A 23,849-nucleotide genomic window follows, 5' to 3' on the forward strand; every position below is an offset into this window, starting at 1 on the left:
AACACCTGAACACTCAAACACAATAACACTGTCGTCACCGAATTCGGTTTGAAACAAAACGGTACAATCCGTATTATAATTTGCTATTGAGAACCAATCGCAATACGGGGATTCCCGGGAGCATTCATTTGGCTGAAATCACAAAAAAAGATGTGGCAAAAGTCTTGAACGAAATCGGGACGATGATGGAGCTTCAAGGCGAAAATCCCTTTAAAGCCCGGGCATATTATAACGGCGCCCGAACCATCGAAACGCTCACCGAGGACATCACCGATCTGGTGGAAAATGGGGAGATCGGCGATGTGAAGGGAATCGGTGAAGCGCTCTCCCAGAAGATTACAGAACTGGTGCAGACCGGCAAACTCGAGTACTACGAGAAGCTGAAGTCGGAAATTCCGGAAGGACTCTTCAAAATTCTGGAGATCCCCGGACTCGGCCCGAAGAAGGTGAAGAAGATCTGGAATGAGTTAGAAATTACGAAAGTTGGCGAGCTGGAATACGCCTGCCAGGAGAACCGGCTGGTGGATCTGGAAGGCTTCGGCGCCAAGACCCAGGAAAAGATCCTGGACGGCATCAAATTTATCAAGAAGTACCAGGAGCGCTGGCTCATCGACGAGGTGATGGAGGCGGCCGAGCCATTAATTAAGTTCGTCAAGGGGCATGACAAGGTCATCCGGGCGGAGCTGGCCGGGAGCCTGCGGCGACACCGGGAGACGGTGAAGGACGCGGATATCGTCGCCAGCTGCGCCGAAAGGGATCGCAAGCAGATCATGCGGGAATTCACCGAGCTGGAGAGCGTCGACACCATCATTGGCAGCGGCGAGACCAAAACAAGTGTCCGGCTGGAGAGCGGCATCAACGCCGATCTGCGATTGGTGTCGGATGAACAGTTTCCGTATGCGCTCCACCACTTCACCGGGAGCAAGGAGCATAATACGGCCATGCGATCTCTGGCGAAATCCATGGATATGAAAATGAACGAATACGGGCTGTTCCGCAATGAGGACGAACTGGTGGAATGCGCCGACGAGTCGGAAATCTTTGAGGCGCTGGGACTGTCATCCATCCCACCGGAACTCCGCGAAAACACCGGCGAGATCGAATTCGCCAAAGAGAATGAATTTCCCGCATTAGTTGCGGAAGATGATATCCGCGGCATGATCCACGTCCACACCCATTACAGCGACGGCGTCCCGAGCGTGAAGGAATGGGTGGAAGCCTGTATCGACCAGGGATATGAATACCTCGGTATCACCGATCACAGTCAGACGGCCTTTTACGCCAACGGACTAAAGCCGGAGCGCCTGAAAAAGCAGTGGGAAGAGATCGCCAAGGTGCAGGAGGAATTCCCGGGTTTCACCATTTTCCGGGGTATCGAGAGCGACATTCTGCCGGACGGCTCCCTGGATTACGAGGACGATATCCTGGAGCAGTTCGACTTCGTCATCGCGTCGGTGCACAGCACGTTTAACCTCACCCGGGAGAAGCAGACCGAGCGGCTCATCAAGGCGGTGGAGAACAAATATACCACAATTCTGGGACACCCGACCGGACGGCTCCTTCTGGCCAGAGATGAGTATGACGTGGATCTTCCGGCGGTTATCGAAGCGGCGGGTGAAGCCGGAACCGCCATCGAAATCAATGCGAATCCCCGCCGGCTGGATCTGGACTGGCGTCTCGGCAAACTGGCACGGGAACACGGTATCAAGACTTCCATCAATCCGGATGCCCACAGTATCGACGGGATGAGCCATGTTCGCTACGGTGTCGGCATCGCACGCAAGGGATGGTTCACGAAGGAGGACGTGATTAATGCCTGGGATGTGGAGCAGGTGCGGGAGTTTTTTGAGAAGAAATGAATTGAAGAGCAGAGACGTGCCAGGGAGGGTGTGCGAAAATAGAATAGCCCTGAGATTTCTGTCCTGTACGCTGAATACCTATAACGGGATTCGATATGATACAGGAAATTGGAATCATTTTATGTAGAGACAAGCTCCCGGCCACTCGGGACAAGCATGGCATGTCTCTACCGAAGACGGTTCAAATACCATGACAGGAACGGAAATTTCTGGGGCCGACTTTACTTTCGGGTTTGACACAGGGACGATATCCTGTAAAGACGTTCCATGAAACGTCTCTACAAACATTGGAGGATTAATTAGGTCAAATAAAAAGAAGATACCATCACGCCACGGTGGGATGATATCCTTAAACAATTCCAAAAGAATTGAGATACAATGACAGTAACCACTATAAATCAACTCGCTTTTAAGAAACAACACTCTGCTCATGGTGCCGAATGGACAGAGGTAAACGATTGGCGTCTCCCGGCTCACTACGGCGATATCCAGTCCGAACTGGACGCGCTGGAAAACAGCTGCGGCGTCATCGATAAGAGCCATTACGGCCGCATCAACGTCTCTGGCGGCACGGCGCAGGATTTTCTGCACCGGATGACCTCCGCGCCAATAAATGATCTAGAAAATCACCAGGGCATGGAAACAGTGGTGACCACCGCCGAAGGACGATTCGTGGACTGGGTCACCGTATATAAGCCACACGACGATCATCTGACGATGGTCACCTCTCCCGGCGCTCCGGAGCATATCATTGAGCACTTCTCCGGGTATATCTTCTTTAAGGAAGACGTAAATTTTGATGAGACCAGCGATTCCTGGATACTGCTCCAGCTGAGCGGTCCGCAAGCGCCATCTCTGGTGAACGACGTATTTTCCATCGATGTGCGCGATTCGTCGCTTTACGCGATGCACCAGGCTGAAGTAGCCGGGGAGACAATCTACATCGCCAGCGTCAACGATATCTCCGGAAATGATGTGCACGTATTCTGTCCCGGAGATGTGAGTGGTGACCTGTGGGATTTGCTGGAAGAGTCGAACACAGACTGGCAACCGGTGGGATACGATGCCTACGATATCGCCCGAATCCGTGCGGGCATCCCGAAATATCCGAACGAAATTACGGACGAATATACCTTGGTGGAGGCTCATCTGGAGACGCCACTGGATATGAGTACCTGCTTCACCGGCCAGGAGGTGATCGCCCGAACGCTGAATTACGATAAGGTCAAGCAGCAGCTCTGTCATCTTGAATTCATCGGGGAGATTTCTATGGATATGAGTCTTCCGCTAGACATCTCGAATGGTGACCGGCCGGTCGGAACGCTCACCAGTTACGCGAAATTACCGCAGAGAGCCGGAGCTGTAGGGCTCGGATACGTGAAATCCCGGTATCTGGAAGATTTTCCCATGGATGTCCAAATCCGGATGGACGAGACCCACGTAGCCGGTAAAGTAACAGCTCAAACCGACGCAAGGTAGCCATGTCAGATTCGGAACTTCAGGCGTTGATCGATCTGCTGGACGACGAACAGGTCTATTCCGACGTTCGCCAACGGCTCCTTGAATACGGAAATAACGCGATTCCGTATTTGGAAAATGTCGTTGAGGAGCGGGATGAAGACCGCATAGGCCAGGCAACGCTGATTCTCCGGGAAATTCACCAGCAGGAGTTTGAATCCAAATGGATCAACACTCTCCAGCGGTATCAGGGCAGAGAACTGGATTTGGAGGAGATGACCTGGTTGATCGCCCGCATCGGATATCCTGCGGTGGATGTGGATTTTTATACGGGGAAGATCGACGAATTAGCGAAACACACGGAACAGCGAATACAACCCACCGATTCAGAGATCGACAAGGTGCGACGCCTGGTTGGCGTGGTAAGCAATACCTTCGGGTATACGGGAAACACGGCAGATTATTATGAGGTGGACAATATTTTCCTGAATCGGTTATTGGATCGGAAGGTGGGGCTTCCCATCAGCCTGTCTGTTTTATATCTTCTGGTCGCCCGGCGGGTGGATATCCCATTGGCCGGCGTCGGTATCCCCGGCCATTTTATGCTGAAATTCACTGGCGGTGCCGGTGAGACGAGTGAGCCGTATGTCGATCCGTTTTACGCAGGGCGGATGCTTGGCCGGGCGGCCGTCCAACGATTTTGTATCCGCACCGGCGCCGGTTTCCGGGAATACTACCTGGAACCGGTAACCGATACGGATATCGTCGAACGGATGCTCCGCATTATGGTGATGCGCTTTACCCGGGCGGAAAAAAATTCTCAGCTGCGCAGGATGCATACGCTGCTGAGACTCTACTCCGAACACTACAAAAAACCAGAGGACGAATGAAACCGAAGCAGATTCCGAATGAATCCCTCGCTGATCGTGAGGCGCGCACAAAAAAGATTATTCAGGAACTCAAGAGGGAATACCCCGGGTCAAAGTGCTCGTTAAATTTTACGAATCCGTTTGAGCTTTCAGTGGCAACGATATTGTCCGCCCAATGCACTGACAAACGGGTGAACAAGGTTACGAAGGATTTGTTCAAAAAATACCCAACGCCCGAACATTACGCTTCGGCGGATATCAAGGAACTGGAACAGGATATTCGCTCCACCGGCTTTTACCGGAATAAAGCCAAATCGATCAAAGGCTTCGCCACCGGCGTTATCGACGAGTATGGCGGGGAAGTCCCTCAATCCATGGAAAAACTGACTGATCTGCCGGGAGTCGGTCGCAAAACCGCCAACGTCATCCTTGGAGTCGCCCACAAGATTCCCGGATTGGTGGTGGATACCCATGTAAAGCGAATCAGTCGCCTGTTGGGATTGACGACCGAGACGGATCCGGAGAAGATCGAGTACGACCTGCAGGAACTGGTGCCCAAAGATGACTGGACGCAGTGGGCGCATTTGATTATCGACCACGGGCGTGCAGTGTGCAAAGCGCGATCGCCCCAATGCGGGGAATGTGTATTGTTCGAATATTGTCCATCCGGAGTGATTGAAGAGGAGTAAAATTATGCCGACAGTTGAACTGACCAAGCGGTTCCGGTTCGAATCTTCGCACGTGCTTCGGAATCCGGCCTGGGATGACGAAAAGAATTACGCAATCTTTGGAAAATGTGCTCGACCGAACGGCCATGGTCATAATTACGAATTGTACGTGACCATTCGGGGCGAGGTGAATATGGACGACGGGATGCTCTATGAGTTAAAGCAGCTAAAAGAGCTGGTAAATACCCACCTCATTGATAAGGTGGACCATTTTCATCTGAATTACGACGTGGATTTTCTGGAAGGTATTATCCCAACGGCCGAGAATTTGGCTATCGCTTTTTATAATCAACTCGAATCGGTTTTACCGGATATTCTCCACGAAGTTCGTCTGCTGGAAACCGAAAACAACTGGGCTGTCTATCGTGGCGAAGAGTAACTCGGCAGAGTACCAGCACAACGAACCGGCATTTCCCCTCTCAGAAAAATTGTTTCTGCTTTTAGCCGCCGTTTTTATCAGTGCGTTGGTGATGGCGAACATCATCGGGGTTTCCAAGTTCGTCAATATCTTTGGACTGATTATTCCGGTTGGCGTGCTGCCGTATCCGGCAACCTTTCTGGCTACCGATTTAATCTCAGAAGTCTACGGGAGAAAGCGCGCCAATTTTGTGGTCTTTATCGGATTCATCGCCAGTATCTTTATCATAATTATGGTCACAGCCGGACACTTTGCACCTATGGCATCCATTACAGAAGATCCGGGATTGTATGAGGGGATTTACGGCTATATGGTGCGCGGCACTCTGGCATCGATGGCCGCATATTTGACCGCACAATTTGTTGACGTGCAGTTGTTTCACTTCTGGAAGCGGCTCACGAAAGGCAAACATCTCTGGCTGCGAAATAATGCCTCAACGATGACCTCCCAGTTGGTGGATTCCACCGCGGTGATCGTCTTCACATTTTGGGGGTCCATGGGAATCATGGAAATGATTCAGACGATCTTTTACGCCTATATCTTTAAATTCTTTGCAGCACTACTGGATACGCCGCTGGCGTACCTGGGGCGATATCTGATAAATAAATATATTATGGGCCGCTCTCCGGAGCCGGCGGAGGTTTCAACGCAGGTGACGGAAGGGTAACACAGAGGGATGTGCAATGGATGAACAGGAATTGAAAAGTACCAGAGAATTAACCCGGCAACTGCTGAAAAATATCGGTGAGGATCCCGAGCGGGAAGGGCTGTTGGAGACGCCGCGACGGGTGGCGGACGCGTGGAATTATTTTTCCAAAGGCTATAATCTGGATTTGGATGACCTGGTGAACGACGCGCTGTTTGACGTCGAGTACAATGAGATGATCACCATTAAGGATATCGACTTTTTTAGCATGTGCGAGCATCACCTGCTGCCGTTTTTCGGCCGGGCGCATGTAGCGTACATTCCGGATAACAAGGTGATTGGGCTCTCCAAGATTCCGCGGATTGTGGATATGTATTCCCGTCGGCTGCAGGTACAGGAACGGATGACCCAGCAGATCGCCAATACCATTGATGAGGTATTGCATCCGCAGGGTGTCGGCGTTATTATCGAAGGTCGGCATATGTGTATGCAGATGCGCGGTGTGGAGAAACAAAACAGCTATGCCACCACCAGCGCCATGTTCGGCGTTTTTGGCGAAGATCAGCGAACGCGGGAGGAGTTTTTAACGCTGGTAAACTTCGGGCAGATTTGAATGAAATAGGTATAAGGGTATAGGGTATAAGGTATAAAAAATCCGTTGATAGTCCCTGCTTTAGCAGGTTCTTATTTAAGGAAGGAGAGAGGAAAAGTATTACGTACTGCGTATTGCGAAAAACCGGATATAAGGTATAGGGGTATAGGGATAGCAGAGAAAGCAGGAGGGCGAAAGGAGAAAGGAAAAAATTGTTCGTTGTTGGTAGTGGGTGGTAAAAAACCGATTCCAGTCACCTCTGGGCAATTGAACAGTCTGAGGAGATGAAATCACACGCAAGAAATCACAAATCAAAGAACGGGAACTACACTAACAAAGCCATTTTACCTACCGCTGACGGGACACGGGACTGAGGACGCACGACGCATGACCGTCTTTAACTATAGCACTCTAACACGATAATACATTAACACACATTGCAACCTAAACACTCGAACACATTAACACGTTAACACTGAAGTAAAAGTAGGGGATTATGAGTTTATTCGGAGCACACGTTTCAATAGCAGGAGGGATTTATAAGGCGCCTCTCCGGGGCGAGGAACTCGGCTGCGACGCCATCCAGGTGTTTACCAAAAACCAGATGCAGTGGAGCGCAAAACCCATCGTCGATGAAGATGCGAAAAAATTCAAGGAATGCATGGAATCGCGCCGGCCATCTTCGGTGATGACCCATGATTCGTATCTGATCAATCTGGGATCGCCGGAGGATGATAATCTGGAAAAGTCCAGAGATGCTTTTAAGAATGAGATCGATCGTTGCCATCAACTGGGAATAGACCTGTTAATCTTTCATCCGGGTTCCCACCTTGGTGCTGGCGAACAACATGCGATTGATACCATCGCCGACAGCCTGAACTGGGCCCATAAAGAAACGCCGGGTGCCTCGGTGATTACGTTACTGGAGATCGCCGCCGGCCAGGGCACGAATGTTGGCTACACCTATGAGCAGCTGATGGAAATTATGGAAAACGTGAAGGATAAATCCCGGGTCGGCATCTGTATGGACACCTGCCATATGTTTTCTGCGGGATACGATATCCGAACGAAGAACACCTACGAACAAACTTGGACAGAATTCGAAAAGGTCATCGGATTCGACTGGCTGAAGGCCTTCCACGTGAACGACTCCAAAAAGCCGTACAATTCCCGTGTAGATCGACACGAGAACCTCGGCAATGGATACATCGGCCTGGAGGCGTTCCGGCTGCTCTTGAATGACGAACGGTTCACCGATATTCCTATGGTACTTGAGACGCCGGGAGGAGACGATTGGTTCATGAAGAATCTCGAGGCGATGCGAGGCTTGGTGGGACAGACATCCGAGGCCACTGGCCCTGCAATTGATGAGAACTGAGTCACTCCCGGTTCAGGGATTGCAGTTGATTTAAATGGAGGGGACAAGTAGTTTACCTGTTCGGATTAATAAATATCGCAAGCGCAATTATTTGTAATACTTTTAAATAAAGGGTCGTTTAATGCCAGAGAATGAATATTCCGTTGATGTTGCTGTCTTAGGGGGAGGCCCCGGTGGATATGTCGCGGCGATTCGTGCCGCCCAGTTGGGACACAAAGTGGCCGTCGTCGAGCGCGAAGATTTGGGAGGCATCTGCGTCAAATGGGGGTGTATTCCCACGAAGGCGCTGCTGCGGAGCGCCGAACTGTACGAAACGTTTCAACATGCCGACGAATACGGGCTTTCCGCCAAAGAGGTCGGGTACGATTTTTCCAAGATCATCAAGCGTTCCCGGAAGATTTCCATCAAACAGATTAAGGGCGTTGAGTACCTGTTCAAGAAAAACGAGATTGAGTACATCAAGGGCTCAGGGAAATTTACAGACGCCCATACTTTAGAAGTCGAACTGTCCGGTTCGGATGGGACGGCGACCGTCAACGCCGATCACATTATTATTGCGACAGGCGCGCGTCCCCGCACTATTCCTGACGTGGAAATCGATGGAGAGAAAGTGATCAGCTCCAGGGAAGCCATGAACCTGGAGGAACAACCGGAGTCGCTTATCGTCATGGGAGCCGGCGCTATCGGCGTGGAGTTCGCCTATTTTTATAACGCCTTCGGCACCGATGTAACCATTGTTGAAATGATGCCGAATCTCGTACCGGTGGAGGATGAAGATATTTCCAAAGAGCTGGGTAAAGCCTTCAAAAAGGCCGGTATGGATATCAGGACTGATACGAAAGTCGAATCCGTGAAGACCACAAAAGATGGTGTGGAGGTTACGGTGTCCAAAGATGGCGAAGAGGAGACGCTGAAGGCTGACAAGGCGCTTATGGCCATCGGCGTGCAGGGCAACGTGGAGAACATCGGCCTAGAAGACCTCGGTGTGGAAGTGGACAATGGACACGTAGTGACCGATGAATACTATCGCACCGGAGTTGACGGCGTGTACGCCATCGGCGACGTCATTGGCCCGCCCTGGCTGGCGCATGTGGCGTCCAAAGAGGGTGTCATCTGCGTGGAAGGCTTCTCCGGCAAAGAGCCGGTGACGCTGGATTACACACTGATTCCCGGCTGCACCTATTGCCAGCCGCAGGTCGCCAGTATCGGCCTCACCGAGCAGGAAGCAAAGGACGAAGGCTACGACGTGAAGATCGGTAAATACCAGTTTCGTCCCAACGGCAAGGCGGTCGCCAGCGGTGAAACCGAAGGATTCGTGAAGATGGTCATCGATAATAAATACGGCGAGATCCTTGGAACACACATCATCGGTGCGGAGGCAACCGAACTCATCGCCGAGGTCGGTGTAGCAAAATCTCTGGAGGCCACATGGAAGGAATTGCACAATACCGTGCATGCACATCCCACCCTCTCCGAAGTCATCGAAGAGGCCACCGGCGCCGCGTTTGACGAAGCCATTCATCTCTGAGGCATAAAATTAATTTGACTAATTTTTCTACAATCCCGTTTCTAAGATGACGAAAACAGTCACATACGAATGGCTGGGAAGACAGCCATACCGACCGGTCTGGGAATATCAAAAATCCCTGCTGCAGGATCGGGTGGACGGAAATACAGGCGATAGATTATTATTCGTCGAACACCATCCAACCTACACCCTGGGCAAAGCCGGAGATGAGAATCATCTGCTGGCGGACGAGCGGGAACTGGAATCCAGACATGCCGAATATGTCCCAATCGATCGAGGTGGCGACATCACCTATCACGGCCCGGGACAGCTGGTAGGTTATCCGATTTTGCATCTAGAGAATTATAAAAAGGACGTCCACTGGTATCTGCGACAGTTGGAGGAGACGATTATTCGTACCCTGGCGGAATTTGATATCTCCGGAACCAGAGACGAAGAATATACCGGCGTCTGGGTTAGCGACGAAAAGGTGGCAGCCATCGGCGTCAAAGTGAGCCGCTGGGTCACCATGCACGGCTTCGCACTGAATGTCTCCACGGATCTTTCATATTTCGGCCGGATCATTCCGTGCGGGATCTTCCATAAGGGCGTCTGCTCCCTGGAATCGCTCCTGGGCGAAGCACCATCATTGGAAACGGTACAAAAAATTTACCTTTCAAAATTTGCACACGTATTCGAATGCGAGGTGCGGGAAGCAGAATCCAATTTACCGACTGAATCGGTGACAGATGAAAAAACCGAGGTTATGCTGTGAGTACCCAAACGAAGGAAAAGCAATCCAGGGCCGGGCTATCCCGGGATAAATTACTGAAAGTTTATCGACTGATGCGCCTGGCGCGGGGCATGGACAACAAAATGCTCACGCTGCTGAAGCAGGGGAAAAGCTATTTTCACATCGGCACTTCCGGACACGAGGCGGCCCAGATCGCGCTGGGATTCGCCATGCAGCCGGGCCACGATTGGTTCTATCCGTATTACCGGGATCTGACCTTCTGTCTGACGCTCGGCGTCACTCCCAAAGATACCTTGTTGCAGTTTTTGTCCAGAGATGCCGACCCCGCCTCCGGAGCACGACAGATGCCGCAGCACTTCGGCGACTCAGAACTGCACATCGTTTCCCAATCCAGTCCAACCGGCACCCAATACCTGCAAGCCGCCGGTTGCGCCATGGGTAACCTGAAGAAAAGTACCGACGAGATCGTTATGGTGAGCTCCGGCGAGGGTACCACCAGCCAGGGAGACTTCCACGAAGCATTGAATATCGCAGGACGCGAGAAATTACCACTCATCTTCTTTGTCGAGGACAATCATTTTGCGATCTCCGTCCATAAGAAGCAACAGACTGCCGGTTCTATCTACGATCTGGTGCAGGGATACGAAAATCTGGCGCGGTTCGAGATGGACGGTACTGATTTCTTCGAGTCATACGAAGTGGTACAACAGGCAGTTAAGCGTGCCAGAGATGGAGAAGGTCCGTCGGTAGTTGTGGCGGATGTTATCCGTTTATTACCGCATTCCAGCTCTGATGATCACAAGAAGTACAAAACGAAGGAGCAGCTGGAAGAGGAACAGAACCGGGATCCTATTCCAAAATTTGAATCGTTGCTGCTGGAAGAAGGATTTGCCACCGGGGAAGATTTGGAGGAGATCCAGTCGGAAGTCAAACAGGAGATTAACGACGCGGCAAACTGGGCGCTGGATCAACCGTTCCCGGACAAATCGACAGCCACGGATAATCTGTATGCCATGGATTATGAGCCTCCGGCGCTGAAGGAGCCTTCGGAGGCCGGGAAAAAAATTATGATGGTGGATGCCATTAACCACGCGCTGCACGAGGAGATGCGCCGGGATGAAAGAGTACTGGTCTTCGGTCAGGATGTGGAGGACGGTAAGGGTGGCGTTTTTACGGCGACAAAAGGACTTTCCACAGAATTCGGAAATGAGCGCTGTTTTAACTCGCCGCTGGCGGAGTCGACCATTGTGGGAACCGCCATCGGACTGGCAACCCGGGGATTTCTTCCGGTGGCGGAGATCCAGTTCGGCGACTACATCTGGACAGGGATGATGCAGCTCAGAAACGAACTCTCAACGCTGCGTTACCGCTCAGACAACGACTGGAGCGCACCGGTAGTGGTGCGGGTGCCGGTCGGCGGTTACATCCACGGAGGACTGTATCACAGCCAGAGCATTGACGGCTATTTTTCGCACATGCCTGGGCTGCGGGTAGTGTTCCCGTCCAACGCTGCCGACGCCAAAGGTCTGCTGAAGACGGCGATTCGGTGTCCCGATCCGGTACTCTTCCTGGAGCAGAAAGGGATGTACCGACAGCAGTTTTCTGCCTCGCCAGGACCAGGCGAAGACTATCTGCTACCCTTCGGACATGCCAATGTGGTTCGTGAGGGTGAGGACGTTACCGTCATCGCCTGGGGATCGCTGGTACAAAGATCGGTGGAAGCTGCGAAAGAGCTGGCGAAGGACAACATCTCTGTTGAAATTATAGATATTCGAACGCTAAATCCGTTGGATGAGGAAACCATCTTCGAATCCGTGCAAAAGACCAACAAGGTATTGGTGGCCCATGAGGACAATCTCACCGGTGGCTTCGGCGGAGAGATCGCCAGCCGCATCGCCGATGAATGCTTTATGTACCTGGACGGCCCGGTGAAGCGGCTCGCAGCAGAAGATTGCCACATCCCGTTTAACTGGGATCTGGAATCGGTAATCCTCCCGCAGAAGGACGATATCGTGAACGCGCTCAGGGAACTGATTGCATTCTAATTCTGTGCAACATACTGCTCAACAATTTTTACCGTCGGTGACCCGTCTGTCATCGGCGGTTTGTGCTTTGGGGAAACTAATAGCACGCAGATAAACTGGTAAAACGCAAAGCCGCTAAGGGCGCGAAGGAAACGCAAAGAACAACTAACAACGAACCACGAACAACAATTAAGAGTAAGATGACGATTAAGAGGGTGTATTACTATAACACCATAACCCGCTTTTTAACATGAACACTTGAACACCTGAGCACTCTAACACTAAAAAAACTATCCCCCCATGAACCGATCCGAAGTCAAATCATTTCTAAGTCAATTCAAATCGAAAAATTCTGAAATTCCCGAAATCCCTATACTGGAGACGATCGATTATCTGGCGATGTATTATTACATGCAGCTGACCCGCACCTTCGAGCTGCGACTGGCGAATTTGTATCGCCAGGGACAGATGGTCGGAGGACTATACCTGGGAACCGGAAACGAAGCCACATCTGTTGGGGCAACGTATGCACTGCAGGACAAAGATATCCTTGCGCCGATGCACCGGGATCTGGGAGCGCATTTCGTCAAAGGTGAATCGTTGAAAAGAATGGCGCTCCAGTATCTGGGGCGTGCTGAGGGCCCAACCGCCGGCAAGGACAACGGAGCACATCACGGGAATCCGGAAATTAATACGCTGGGTATGATCAGCCATCTTGGCGCCATGATTCCGGTGGCGTCCGGTGCGGCGTTGGCGTCGAAGATCAGGAAAATGGGACAGGTTGCGCTCCACTTTATCGGCGACGGCAGCACCAGCATCGGCGATTTTCATGAGGGTATCAACGCCGCATCGGTACTGGATTTGCCGGTAGTGTACATCATTGAAAATAATCAGTACGCTTACTCCACACCGAACGCGAAGCAGTTCCACACCCACTGGTTGGCGAAGCGGGCGGTCGGGTACGGGATTCCCGGAGTCGTGGTGGATGGGACTGATGCTACAGAGATGTACCGCGTTACCAAGTGGGCGGTTGAACGAGCGAGAAACGGCGACGGCCCGGTGCTCATCGAAAGTCAGACCATGCGCATGCGGGGACACTCGGAGCACGATGCCGCCAAATACGTTCCTGAGGAGATGATGCAAAAATGGGAAATGCACGATCCCGTGCCGAAGTACGCAGAAAAATTGGCAGCATGGGAAATAATGACCGAGAATATTAAAGAAGCGATTGACGAAAAAATCGAGTCGGAAATGGAAGCAGCATTTGAGTATGCACTGGAGGCTCCGGCGCCTGAGGGGCCGGAGGCGAAGGAGGGGGTTTTCGCGGAGTGATAGACTATAAGCACTCTTCGAATTCGCCGCGACGAATCAAAGTGACTCTGTAGGGTGTCATCCTGAGCTTGTCGAATGACAGACACCGGGAATTAGACCCTTTCAGGGGTCAACGATCCTGAAAGGGTCGGGTAAAGAGACATAGAATAATTAAAATATTATTGAGTGGAAAAATATTGCGATGAAAGCGTTTCTACAAATACAACTCCATCCCTTGGCCGCTTTTTATTCGAAAGAGGAAGGGGAACGGCTCTCCGAATCTTTGAAATCGCGTTTCTCCCTCTCTTCGAAGAGAGGGAGACCAAGAGGGTGAGTTGTGTTGTGCAAGGTTATTTTAACTAAAAGCCCGTTTAATACTTAGGAAATTTATGAGTAACAGCCAATGCCCGAAATAACCTACATCCAGGCTATCAGTGATGGGCTCCGGGAGGAGATGCGCCGGGACGACTCGGTCTTCCTGATTGGAGAAGATATCGGGGAGTATGGCGGCGCGTTCAAGGTGACGGAAGGATTTCTGGACGAGTTCGGCGAAGAACGCGTCATCGATACGCCGATCGCGGAGACCGCCATCCTGGGGATGAGTATCGGAGCGGCACTGCAGGGGCTGCGTCCTGTGGCGGAGATGCAGTTCTCCGATTTCGTGGCCAACGGATTCAACCAGTTGGTGAATAACGCGGCGAAGATTCACTATCGCTGGGGCGGACACGTACCGATGGTTGTCCGCATGCCCACCGGAGGCGGTATCCACGGCGGGCCGTTCCACTCGCAGAATACGGAAGCGTGGTTCTTTCACGTGCCGGGACTCAAACTGGTGGCGCCGTCCACGCCCTACGACGCGAAGGGACTGATCAAAGCGGCCATTCGAGACGAAAATCCGGTACTCTACTTTGAGCACAAGTATCTCTATCGCCGGGAGAAGGGGGAGGTGCCGGAAGGTGATTATGAGGTGGAAATTGGGAAAGGCCGGATTGCCAGAGAAGGGAAGGATATCACGGTATTGACCTACGGTTCGATGGTCTCGGCCAGCTTGGAAGCGGTGGAGAATCTGAAAGGTGATATCGATGTGGAGGTCATCGATTTGCGCACGTTGATACCGCTGGATATGGAGCTGATTATTGAGTCGATCAAGAAAACCAATAAGGTGTTAATTGTACACGAGGACGTAAGGACCGGCGGGATCGGCGCCGAACTCTCCGCCCGGATTACCGAAGAAGCCTTCGAATGGTTGGACGGACCGATCCGGCGAATCGCTTCGATAGACACGCCGGTCCCGTTTGCCCCATCTCTGGAAGAGTATTTCATGCCGAATCCGGAGAAAATCGCCGACGGGATTCAGCAGTTGTGGAATTATTAGAAAGAACGTAAACTTTACTTTTCTGAAAAACCACGCAGGAGCCATATATGAGAGTTGAAGTCGTGATGCCACAGATGGGCGAGAGTGTCGCGGAGGGCACCATCATCAAGTGGCACAAGCAGCCGGGCGAGGAAATCGAGCAGGACGAAATCCTGCTGGAAATCTCCACGGACAAGGTGGATTCTGAGATTCCGTCTTCCCACGAAGGTAAACTCGCCGAAATCGTCGTTGAAGAGGGCGAGACCGTGGACGTCGGTACCACTATCGCGTATATCGAGACCGAGAAGGATGCGGATATCGAATCCGGTGATGGTACTTCCAATGGATCTGCCGAAGAGGATGAAGCGAAGGCTGCAGAATCTGAAGAAATTGCGGCTTCGGACGATGGAATCTCCGTCGAGACCAAAGGGCGCTCCGGTAAAGATTTTTACTCACCGCTGGTGCGGTCTATTGCTTCCAAAGAAGGTGTTTCGCAGGCGGAACTGGAGTCTATCGAGGGCACCGGCATCGGTGGGAGAGTCAGAAAACAGGATCTGCTGGCGTACCTGGAGGAACGTGGCGAGACAGGCGGGAAGCGCGCGCCGGCCAAACCGGTGGAGCCGATCAAGTATACCGGCTCCATGGAGAACGTGAACGTAGTAGAGATGGACAGCATGCGGAAGACTATCGCCAGGCATATGCGCACCAGTCTGGACACTTCGGCACATGTCTACTCCGTCTCGGAAGTGGATATGAGTAAGGTGGTGGATTTCAGAGAAGCCAACAAGACCGCCTTCCAGAAGCAGGAGGGCTTCAAATTGACGTATACACCGTTTATCGCGTATGCGACGGTGAAGGCGCTGAAGGATTTCCCCCGGGTGAATGCTTCGGTGGATATGGAAAAAGGACAAATCCTGGAGAAGCGATTTATCAATCTGGGAATGGCCGTCGCAATCGAAGATGGTCTGATTGTCCCGGTGATTAAAGGTGCTGACGAACGCAGTTTCCTTGGGCTGGCCAGAGAAATTCGACGGCTGGCAGAAAACGCCCGGATGAAGGAGCTGGAGCCGGACGACGTCCAGAACGGGACGTTTACCATCACCAATCCCGGGGTTTTCGGGAACCTGTACGGGCTGCCGATCATTAATCAACCTCAGCTGGGGATTCTTGGCGTGGGTGCTATCAAAAAGAAGCCGGTGGTGATCAATGACGCTATCGCCATCCGGTCAATGATGTACCTGACGCTCAGTTATGACCACCGGGTGCTAGACGGCGCAATCGGTGGGCAATTCCTCCAGCGTATTGTGCAATATCTTGAAGAATTCGACGGAGAAGGACTGATATAGATGAATATCGAAGTGAAAGAGTTTCCCCGGATCGACGCGGAGGATTCGCGCAAGCCCCCCTGGCTGAAGATCCGGCTGCATCAGAACTCGAGCTATCGGAATATAAAAAATTTGATGACGGACAACGACCTCCATACGGTCTGCGAGGAGGCGCAGTGTCCCAATATGAACGAGTGCTGGAACCGGGGTACAGCCACCTTTATGATTCTCGGTGACATCTGCACCCGGAGCTGTGGTTTTTGCGCGGTGAAGACCGGTCGTCCGCCGATGCTGGACGAAGAGGAACCAAAGCGGGTGGTGGACGCGGCGCTGAAGATGGATTTGAATCACGTGGTGGTGACCTCCGTCAACCGCGACGAACGGAAGGACGGCGGCGCTCCGGTGTTTGCAGATACTATAACACGTCTTCACGACGCTATGCCCGACCTGACGGTCGAGGTGCTCATCCCGGACTTTAAGGGCAACTGGGACGCGCTGCAGATAGTCATCGACGCCGAGCCGGAAATCCTGAACCACAATATGGAAACGGTGGAACGTATCTATAAAAAGGTGCGGCCCCAGGCAAAATATACGCGTTCACTGGAGCTGCTCTATCGCGCCAAGCAAGAAGGCATGCGCACCAAGAGTGGCATTATGGTCGGCATCGGCGAGGAGACCCAGGAAGTGGTGAAACTGATGCAGGATCTCCGGGAAGTGGACGTTGATATCATGACCATCGGACAGTATCTCCAGCCGAGCCAAAGTCATTTACCGGTCGATCGATACGTACATCCCGACGAGTTTAACTATTACCGCGATATCGGCCTGCGGATGGGTTTCGACGTGGTGGAATCCGGCCCCATGGTTCGAAGTTCCTACCACGCAGACGAGCAGGCGAGCGGCGTGTTGAACTAAGAAAGAGCTTGGGTATTAGGTAGAAGGTATAAGGGTATAGGGAACTACAGTTTTATAGTATTCAAGTGTTCATGTAAAAACAGTGTTTTCACCGCGGCGACTTCCATTCCCAATGTTGAATTGACTTACCCGACTCCTCCCTGATAGAAGTATGAATAATGGAGAGTCAAGACGGAAAGGAGAAATTTGACTAAAATTCTGTCCTTGGAGGCCAATCTTGCGCCAGATGAATAGCCTCGGGCTTTCACATAGGGATCCCCGCGGGGCAGCCCGGGGCTCGAATAAAAAAAATGATTGAAAAGTCGCACCAGGGACGGGTGGATCATTAATTGACGGTAGTGGGCGTTGAGCAAAAAATTATTCCCACAAACGGTACTACCCACTTGCATGTGATACCAAGAAGCCTGGACTAGGGTTGAACCGTTGGTTCTCAATTCCTCCCGGAATTGAGATGAAACTGATATGTATCTCACAAGCGGCATTGCATTAAACCAATTCAGCGTATATATTATTCTTTCGAAAAACATGACGCTTTTACGGATCTTTGAACGCATAAACGGATTCTATTTCGCCGATCGGATAGCAGACGAAAGGCGGAAAGGAGTATAAAAATGGTTACATTATCGGAACGGGCGGAAAATAAACTCCGCACACTGTTGCAGGAACAGAATAAAGAGGAGCATGGACTTCGGGTCTATATCCAGGGTGGCGGATGCTCCGGAATGTCGTACGGGATGGAATTCGAGGATGAGCCCGAAAAATCAGACGAAGTCCTGGAGCAGAACGGGATCAAGGTCATCGTGGACAAATTTTCTCTCAAGTACATTGACGGTTCCGAAATCGACTATGCCGACGAAGGGCTGATGGGTGGGTCGTTCCAAGTTGTGAATCCCCAGGCGAAGTCGACCTGCGGATGTGGTCAATCCTTCAAAGCATAATATATAGAAAGCATATTCGTTGGCCACTCCCGATCGCAGAACAGCCTGGCTGGTGTATGGAACCATTGCTCTCGCCGGCTTGATTATTGTATTTCTGAATTTCAGCCCTCAATCCTTCTCTGGCAGTCAGGATCGGCAGTCATCCAATGAAAATATTAACCGGGAAGCGTTGGCGAAGATTGCCCCGACCATGTCCGGGAAGGCGTATCACCGGCGGTTCGAGTCGGAAAAGCAGTGCATTACATGCCACACTCAAGGTGTGATGGACGCTAAGATAATGCCGCACGAACCGCGGGAAAATTGCATGGAGTGTCATAAGATCAAAGAAGAAGCATAGGTTTACTCCTGCCACAATCATACCGATTCCACATTAGTTTTTGACACATTATTTATCATTTCGATTAGAATTCCTAATCCGCAACACTTACTTTAAACGAATAGAAATTTGACACGCTGACCGCCGCAGAAATAACAAATGACTGCGGCGTTTAGGGTGTAAAAGGTAGAGATATTGATTGGAGAACGGAGCCCGGGGGCGAGAGACCGGAAGACAACGAACAAGCTCCATTACAGCGGGAATTTCCAATCGACTATGCATTTTGGACGGAAGATGCCCGATACTTTGAACTCTAACACGCTTTTAAACCTGAACACTATAACACTTTCTTTAACATGAACACTGCTTCTTAATGGAATTAGACTTCTCAGACATACTTCAGACGGATCCCCTCCCCCGGTTAGAGAAAAAGGCGCCTCCAGGCGTCAAATACCGGATGTTTACTGAACTGTACGAATTGACGGAAGTTGCACATGCTGTACAGGAAATAATTGCCGAGGTGCGGCAGAATGATGAGTTTAATCGCCTGTTAATACGACAAAACGACGACGGAACATGGCCGTCGAAACAAGAATTTTCCAACGAGCAGCGTCAGCAGAGCATGCAGTTTTTCTCACAGATTATGGAACTCCACCGATTGCTTGATCACGGTGCGACCCGGGATGTCCCGGAGGTGCAGGAGGGGATTGTGGCGCTGATGAAAATGCAGCATCCGGACGGCAAGTTTCCACTGTTTTATCAGCATCAGGGCTACGCACTTTGGGTGCTTATGCGCTATGGGCTACAAGGGAATCCTTTTGTGGATCGGGGGATGCGCTGGCTGCTGCGCCGCCAACGGAATGACGGCGGCTGGCTTCATCTGGTCCATGTGCCCGCCGGTGAAGACAAGGATACCTATCCGAGCTGTATCTGGACGACCTGTCATGTGTTATGGCCGCTGGTGCTGCACAATGTTTATTACAAAGATGACCGCGTGCGCAAAGGATTGGATTATCTTCTGGATAATTTTCTGCAAACGAACCACACCAAATTTTTGAACGCTCCGGACGCCTGGGATTATCTGTATGTCGGATACGATGAGTCCGGCTGCTTCCGTGGTGGAACTCTGAAAGTATTAGAAATTGTGACCAATGCCGGATACGACCGCTCCAATACGGTGGTAAAAAAAGCCTCAAACTGGCTGCGGGATCAACAGTTAGATAGCGGCCTGTTTCCGGCGGTCGCCGGCAAAGATACCGTTGGCGATTTTATGGTAACGCTCCGAGCGCTTTCGGTGTTGAAGAAGCTTTTCTCTGATTCCGTGATCAAATGACACAGGCGGGAAGAACCTCCTTTGTTATCTGACATGAACGCAGTGCGTCTGCAAAAACCGGCATATCTGTCACAACTGTTCGACAAGATGGCGGGAAAGCGGTCGGTTTTCAGTTGTGCTAATTGTTGGCACAGACATTGTAATTAATTAATTGCCTATGAAGCAGATTATAAAAATTAGGAGGATTTCTTTTGAATGAAATAACCGAAGCCACTGAAAATGTCGAAGTTGAAGAGATATTCGGTTCAGACGGATCGGTGGAATTGCCCATCATGCCGTTGCGGAACACGGTTTTATTTCCGCAGCAGGTTATCCCTATTTACATCGGGCGCGAGCGGTCCCTGAATCTCATTGAGAATTTGCCAAAAGATAACCGGTACATCGGTGTCGTTGCCCAGGAAGAGGGCTCGGTAGAAGAGCCCTCAAGCGAAGATCTATACTCGTTTGGGACGGTTGCCCAGGTGCTGAAGGTGTTTGATATGCCGGATGGCAGCAAAAGCGCCATTGTCCAGGGTATCCATCGGATGCAGGTGACCGAATGGACGGCGGCCGAGCCGTATTTCCGGGGTGTACTTGAGCAGGTCGATGAAGAATTTGACAAAGACGATATCGAGATCGACGCGCTCCAGTCAAATCTCCGCAATATCTACAAAGAATTAATCAAGATGGCGCCGTACCTGACGGAAGAACACATGAGCATGCTCTCCAATATTCAGCATCCGGCACGCCTGGTGGATCGCGCTATCGGTAACCTGAATATCGGTAACGCCGAGAAGCAGGAAATTCTGGAAGAACTGAACGTCCGGGAGCGGCTGGAAAAATCCACGGTGCTCATCAACCGGGAAATTCAGCGGCTGGAGCTTGGCGAAAAGATACAGTCCGAAGTACAGGGTGAAATTTCCAAGACTCAGCGTGAGTACTATCTGCGTGAACAGTTGAAGGCTATCAAGAAGGAATTGGGTGAGGACGATCAGACCCTGGAGATCAAGGAGATCCGCGAGAAGATCGAACAAGCCGATATGCCGCAAGAGGCACGAGAGGTTGCGGAGAAGGAAGTCGATCGTCTGGAAAAGATTCCGCCATCTTCGCCGGAATATACCGTCAGCCGGACCTATCTGGACTGGCTGGTGGAGCTCCCGTGGAATGAGTCCAGTGACGATACCATGGATGTGAAGCGTGCCAAGGAGATCCTGGACGAAGACCATTACGGGCTGGACAAGGTGAAGACCCGGATCCTGGAATATCTGGCTGTGCGGAAGTTGAAACAGGACAAGGAAGGCACCAGCGCTATCAAGGGCCCGATACTTTGTTTCGTGGGGCCTCCCGGGGTCGGAAAGACCTCCGTGGGGAAGTCCATCGCCCGGGCTATGGGACGTGAGTTCGTCCGGATATCGCTGGGGGGCGTTCGCGACGAGGCCGAAATCCGGGGACACCGCAGAACCTACATTGGTTCGCTGCCCGGCCGGATTATTCAGAGTCTGAAGAAGGCTGGTACCAACAATCCGGTCTTTATGCTGGATGAGATTGATAAACTGGGTTCAGACTTCCGGGGCGATCCGTCGTCGGCGCTGTTAGAGGTGCTGGATCCGGAACAGAACGATTCCTTCAGTGATCATTATCTGGAGGTCGAGTTTGATCTGAGCAAGGTGATGTTTATTGCCACAGCGAACCTGAGCGACCCGATTCCGCCGGCGCTGAAGGATCGGATGGAACTTATCGACTTTCCCGGCTATATCGAAAACGAGAAGCTCCACATCGCCAAGGAATATCTGGTACCGAAGCAGAAGGGCGAGCACGGACTCTCAGATGAGCAGATATCGATCACAGACGAGGCGCTGAAGGAACTGATGCATTCGTACACCCGGGAAGCCGGAGTCCGAAATCTGGAACGCGAGATTGCCAACGTGCTCCGGAAGATTGCCAGAGATATCGTACAGGATGACCTCAAGGAGATCGAAATCGACGCAGAAAAGGTGAAGGATTATCTGGGGCCGGAAAAACACTTCAGCGAAGTAGCTGAGCGAATGTCCAAACCCGGCATCGCCATCGGGTTGGCGTGGACTGCCGTCGGCGGCGATATCCTGTTCATTGAGGCGACGAAAATGCCCGGGAAGGGCAAGCTAAACCTCACCGGAAAGTTGGGCGACGTGATGAAGGAGTCCGCCCAGGCTGCCGTGAGCTTTGTACGGTCTATGGCAGATGAGTGGGGCATCGACAGCAAGGAGTTTGAGGACAATGATATCCATGTCCATGTGCCGGCGGGCGCCATTCCCAAGGACGGTCCCTCCGCTGGCGTGACTATGCTGACGGCCATCGTGTCACTCTTCACCGGGCGCATGGTGGAGAACAATCTCGGCATGACCGGTGAAATTACGCTCCGGGGCAATGTGCTGCCGGTCGGCGGCATCAAGGAAAAGGTCGTCGCCGCTCATCGAAGTGGCCTGCGGACGGTCATCCTGCCCGAACGGAACAAGAAGGATCTGGACGAGATACCGGACGTGGTGCGCGAGGATATCGAATTCAAATTCGTGAAGGAGATGTCCGACGTTATTGACATTGCGCTGCAGCCGAAAAAAGGCAAAAAGGAAAAGAAGGAAAAAGCCGCTTAAACACTAGAAGCCAAGGCCGGCGGGAGTTACTACACAATTCCTGCCGGCTTTTTGTTGTTTTCCAGCGGCAAATATTCTAAGTTAGCACCGCTTTTGGAATATATATTGGGCGCTTAGCTCAGCTGGTTCAGAGCACTGCCCTTACAAGGCAGGGGTCACAAGTTCGAATCTTGTAGCGCCCACTAAAGGAACCTCAGGAATGTAGCGATTCCTGAGGTTTTTTTATGTTTTACACAAGTTCGCCTGTACCTACCTGATAATGCCCGCATCATTTACTGTGATCTGCTCACGTATTGCTTCAGATGACTTCTGAAGAACGAAAGAATTTGTCCACTGGTGAAGGTAAAAGGTTTATATTCATTGATTACATATGTAGTAGTAAGTCATGATGGTGTGAGGGAATTTGAAGAAAAATTGAGTAGTGCCATTGTAAATATCTCCCAAATTGTCAAAACTCAAGATAAGTGGATTTACCTGGATGGAAAGCATGTCCAGATTGAAGATTTACATGTCGATGTACTTGAGTCAGCCTCTTTTATTCTCTTGAGTGATGCACTTATTGGAGGATTGCCCTCAGATTCTTCGGAAATTTCGCAATATTACACTGTCGATCGGCTACAATAGAATACGATTTCAAGGAATATTGGATATATAACTGTAGTTATATAGCCATTTTATGATAAAATATTTAATACTATCACCATAAATTAGGTCGTGTCAAGTAAAGTTCGCAATTTCGTGAAAGGGTGCCATTATATGCCTCCTACGCCGCTTTGGGTAACGCCTCCGCTTGTTCCTCGATGCTCGTGGCACTGATATAACTGCGGCCGGTACTCCAGTCCTCCGTATATTCGATGAGATAGCAGGTAATAAGCCGCAGGTACGAGGCCATACTGGGAAACGGTGCGGCCACCCGAGACCGGCGGCGAATCTCCCGATTCAGCCGTTCCAGCACATTCGTGGAACTCGTCTTTCGCGCATCCAGGTGTGCAAACCCATACGATTGCAGGCTGTCTTCCAGGCCCGCCTCCAAGAGCACCATTGCGTCGGGAAACGCCTCGGTATATTCGTCTATCATCGCTTCAGCATAGCGGCGTGCCGTGGTGAGGTCCGGTTGCTGCCAGATCTGCTTCAAGCGTTGCGCCACGGTGGCTTTGTGCTTTGGACTCACCTTGGCCAGGATATTCCGCATAAAGTGGACCTTGCATCGCTGCCAGCTACACCCCAGAAATTCTTCCTGAATCGCCGCCTGCAACCCCTGATGGGCATCCGAGACACAGAGCCAGACGTCCTGCAGGCCGCGTCTTTTCATTGCCGGATCAGGGCCTGATACGTGTCCTACGATTCCTGGTACATCGGTTCGACGGCCAGGATTTCACGGGTCCCGTCCCGCGTGATGCCCATGACCACGAGGACGGCCAGGTTCTGCACCCGGTGGTTCACCCGGATTTTTTCATGCAGCGCATCAATCCAGAGCACCGGATATTCCGCATCCAGGGACCGCGTCCGGAACGC

General features: G+C 51.5%; 22 protein-coding genes and 1 tRNA gene. 21 read left to right on the plus strand and 2 right to left on the minus strand.

Features of this window, described 5'->3' with window-relative positions:
- Positions 1-137: 137 nt before the first annotated feature.
- From polX to K9N57_10020, 21 genes are all read left to right on the plus strand, one after another.
- Positions 138-1,859, plus strand: coding sequence for a DNA polymerase/3'-5' exonuclease PolX (gene polX, locus K9N57_09920; GenBank protein MCF7804496.1), 1,722 nt, complete (start codon positions 138-140; stop codon positions 1,857-1,859).
- A gap of 378 nt (positions 1,860-2,237) precedes the next feature.
- On the plus strand, positions 2,238-3,338 hold the full coding sequence (locus K9N57_09925) for a hypothetical protein (GenBank protein ID MCF7804497.1): 1,101 nt from the start codon (positions 2,238-2,240) through the stop codon (positions 3,336-3,338).
- A gap of 2 nt (positions 3,339-3,340) precedes the next feature.
- Positions 3,341-4,207: a hypothetical protein gene (locus K9N57_09930; GenBank protein ID MCF7804498.1), complete on the plus strand. Its 867-nt coding sequence runs from the start codon at positions 3,341-3,343 to the stop codon at positions 4,205-4,207.
- The gene (gene nth, locus K9N57_09935; protein ID MCF7804499.1) at positions 4,204-4,875 is read left to right on the plus strand and encodes an endonuclease III; all 672 of its coding nucleotides are present in this window, start codon (positions 4,204-4,206) and stop codon (positions 4,873-4,875) included. The genes K9N57_09930 and nth overlap by 4 nt, the downstream gene beginning before the upstream one ends.
- Before the next feature lie 4 nt (positions 4,876-4,879).
- Positions 4,880-5,293 (plus strand): 6-carboxytetrahydropterin synthase, encoded by a 414-nt coding sequence (locus tag K9N57_09940; GenBank protein ID MCF7804500.1) that lies wholly within the window; start codon positions 4,880-4,882, stop codon positions 5,291-5,293.
- Positions 5,294-5,384: 91 nt separating this feature from the next.
- The gene (locus K9N57_09945; protein ID MCF7804501.1) at positions 5,385-5,999 is read left to right on the plus strand and encodes a queuosine precursor transporter; all 615 of its coding nucleotides are present in this window, start codon (positions 5,385-5,387) and stop codon (positions 5,997-5,999) included.
- 16 nt (positions 6,000-6,015) lie between these two features.
- Entirely contained in the window at positions 6,016-6,591 is a 576-nt protein-coding gene (folE, locus tag K9N57_09950) for a GTP cyclohydrolase I FolE (GenBank protein MCF7804502.1), read from the plus strand.
- Positions 6,592-7,066: 475 nt separating this feature from the next.
- On the plus strand, positions 7,067-7,948 hold the full coding sequence (gene nfo / locus K9N57_09955) for a deoxyribonuclease IV (protein ID MCF7804503.1): 882 nt from the start codon (positions 7,067-7,069) through the stop codon (positions 7,946-7,948).
- Between the two features lie 121 nt (positions 7,949-8,069).
- A complete protein-coding gene (gene lpdA / locus K9N57_09960; GenBank protein MCF7804504.1) occupies positions 8,070-9,476 on the plus strand; it encodes a dihydrolipoyl dehydrogenase in 1,407 nt (468 codons plus the stop codon).
- A gap of 46 nt (positions 9,477-9,522) precedes the next feature.
- Positions 9,523-10,230 (plus strand): lipoyl(octanoyl) transferase LipB, encoded by a 708-nt coding sequence (gene lipB / locus K9N57_09965; protein MCF7804505.1) that lies wholly within the window; start codon positions 9,523-9,525, stop codon positions 10,228-10,230.
- A 71-nt stretch (positions 10,231-10,301) separates the two neighbouring features.
- Positions 10,302-12,254, plus strand: coding sequence for a dehydrogenase E1 component subunit alpha/beta (locus tag K9N57_09970; GenBank protein ID MCF7804506.1), 1,953 nt, complete (start codon positions 10,302-10,304; stop codon positions 12,252-12,254).
- Positions 12,255-12,533: 279 nt separating this feature from the next.
- Positions 12,534-13,565: a thiamine pyrophosphate-dependent dehydrogenase E1 component subunit alpha gene (locus K9N57_09975; GenBank protein MCF7804507.1), complete on the plus strand. Its 1,032-nt coding sequence runs from the start codon at positions 12,534-12,536 to the stop codon at positions 13,563-13,565.
- Positions 13,566-13,947: 382 nt separating this feature from the next.
- Positions 13,948-14,919 (plus strand): alpha-ketoacid dehydrogenase subunit beta, encoded by a 972-nt coding sequence (locus tag K9N57_09980; GenBank protein ID MCF7804508.1) that lies wholly within the window; start codon positions 13,948-13,950, stop codon positions 14,917-14,919.
- A 47-nt stretch (positions 14,920-14,966) separates the two neighbouring features.
- Positions 14,967-16,244, plus strand: a complete 1,278-nt coding sequence (locus tag K9N57_09985) for a 2-oxo acid dehydrogenase subunit E2 (protein ID MCF7804509.1) — start codon at positions 14,967-14,969, stop codon at positions 16,242-16,244.
- A complete protein-coding gene (gene lipA, locus K9N57_09990) occupies positions 16,245-17,138 on the plus strand; it encodes a lipoyl synthase (GenBank protein ID MCF7804510.1) in 894 nt (297 codons plus the stop codon). It abuts the gene before it with no gap.
- Positions 17,139-17,749: 611 nt separating this feature from the next.
- On the plus strand, positions 17,750-18,076 hold the full coding sequence (gene erpA, locus K9N57_09995) for an iron-sulfur cluster insertion protein ErpA (GenBank protein ID MCF7804511.1): 327 nt from the start codon (positions 17,750-17,752) through the stop codon (positions 18,074-18,076).
- Between the two features lie 19 nt (positions 18,077-18,095).
- A complete protein-coding gene (locus K9N57_10000) occupies positions 18,096-18,413 on the plus strand; it encodes a hypothetical protein (GenBank protein MCF7804512.1) in 318 nt (105 codons plus the stop codon).
- 436 nt (positions 18,414-18,849) lie between these two features.
- On the plus strand, positions 18,850-19,725 hold the full coding sequence (locus K9N57_10005) for a hypothetical protein (protein MCF7804513.1): 876 nt from the start codon (positions 18,850-18,852) through the stop codon (positions 19,723-19,725).
- Positions 19,726-19,997: 272 nt separating this feature from the next.
- The gene (lon, locus tag K9N57_10010) at positions 19,998-22,334 is read left to right on the plus strand and encodes an endopeptidase La (GenBank protein MCF7804514.1); all 2,337 of its coding nucleotides are present in this window, start codon (positions 19,998-20,000) and stop codon (positions 22,332-22,334) included.
- Between the two features lie 107 nt (positions 22,335-22,441).
- Positions 22,442-22,516: transfer RNA gene (locus tag K9N57_10015), tRNA-Val, on the plus strand.
- A gap of 154 nt (positions 22,517-22,670) precedes the next feature.
- On the plus strand, positions 22,671-22,958 hold the full coding sequence (locus K9N57_10020) for a hypothetical protein (GenBank protein ID MCF7804515.1): 288 nt from the start codon (positions 22,671-22,673) through the stop codon (positions 22,956-22,958).
- Positions 22,959-23,097: 139 nt separating this feature from the next.
- Here K9N57_10020 and K9N57_10025 read toward each other — a convergent pair whose 3' ends face one another.
- Entirely contained in the window at positions 23,098-23,646 is a 549-nt protein-coding gene (locus tag K9N57_10025; protein ID MCF7804516.1) for a transposase, read from the minus strand.
- Positions 23,647-23,672: 26 nt separating this feature from the next.
- On the minus strand, positions 23,673-23,849 hold a 177-nt coding region (locus K9N57_10030), incomplete at its 5' end, for a transposase (protein MCF7804517.1).

It is taken from the genome of Candidatus Neomarinimicrobiota bacterium (assembly GCA_021734025.1).
Taxonomy (GTDB): Bacteria; Fidelibacterota; JAANXI01; order JAANXI01; family JAANXI01; genus JAANXI01.

Coding starts and splice junctions, on each gene's coding strand:
- nfo (MCF7804503.1), top strand. CDS start 7,067: ATGAGTTTATTCGGAGCACACGTTTCAATAGCAGGAGGGATTTATAAG.
- K9N57_09945 (MCF7804501.1), top strand. CDS start 5,385: ATGGCGAACATCATCGGGGTTTCCAAGTTCGTCAATATCTTTGGACTG.
- K9N57_09930 (MCF7804498.1), top strand. CDS start 3,341: ATGTCAGATTCGGAACTTCAGGCGTTGATCGATCTGCTGGACGACGAA.
- K9N57_09985 (MCF7804509.1), top strand. CDS start 14,967: ATGAGAGTTGAAGTCGTGATGCCACAGATGGGCGAGAGTGTCGCGGAG.
- K9N57_09940 (MCF7804500.1), top strand. CDS start 4,880: ATGCCGACAGTTGAACTGACCAAGCGGTTCCGGTTCGAATCTTCGCAC.
- K9N57_09970 (MCF7804506.1), top strand. CDS start 10,302: ATGCGCCTGGCGCGGGGCATGGACAACAAAATGCTCACGCTGCTGAAG.
- lipB (MCF7804505.1), top strand. CDS start 9,523: ATGACGAAAACAGTCACATACGAATGGCTGGGAAGACAGCCATACCGA.
- lpdA (MCF7804504.1), top strand. CDS start 8,070: ATGCCAGAGAATGAATATTCCGTTGATGTTGCTGTCTTAGGGGGAGGC.
- K9N57_10025 (MCF7804516.1), bottom strand. CDS start 23,646: ATGAAAAGACGCGGCCTGCAGGACGTCTGGCTCTGTGTCTCGGATGCC.
- K9N57_09925 (MCF7804497.1), top strand. CDS start 2,238: ATGACAGTAACCACTATAAATCAACTCGCTTTTAAGAAACAACACTCT.
- K9N57_10005 (MCF7804513.1), top strand. CDS start 18,850: ATGTTTACTGAACTGTACGAATTGACGGAAGTTGCACATGCTGTACAG.
- lipA (MCF7804510.1), top strand. CDS start 16,245: ATGAATATCGAAGTGAAAGAGTTTCCCCGGATCGACGCGGAGGATTCG.
- K9N57_09980 (MCF7804508.1), top strand. CDS start 13,948: ATGCCCGAAATAACCTACATCCAGGCTATCAGTGATGGGCTCCGGGAG.
- nth (MCF7804499.1), top strand. CDS start 4,204: ATGAAACCGAAGCAGATTCCGAATGAATCCCTCGCTGATCGTGAGGCG.
- folE (MCF7804502.1), top strand. CDS start 6,016: ATGGATGAACAGGAATTGAAAAGTACCAGAGAATTAACCCGGCAACTG.
- K9N57_09975 (MCF7804507.1), top strand. CDS start 12,534: ATGAACCGATCCGAAGTCAAATCATTTCTAAGTCAATTCAAATCGAAA.
- erpA (MCF7804511.1), top strand. CDS start 17,750: ATGGTTACATTATCGGAACGGGCGGAAAATAAACTCCGCACACTGTTG.
- lon (MCF7804514.1), top strand. CDS start 19,998: ATGCCGTTGCGGAACACGGTTTTATTTCCGCAGCAGGTTATCCCTATT.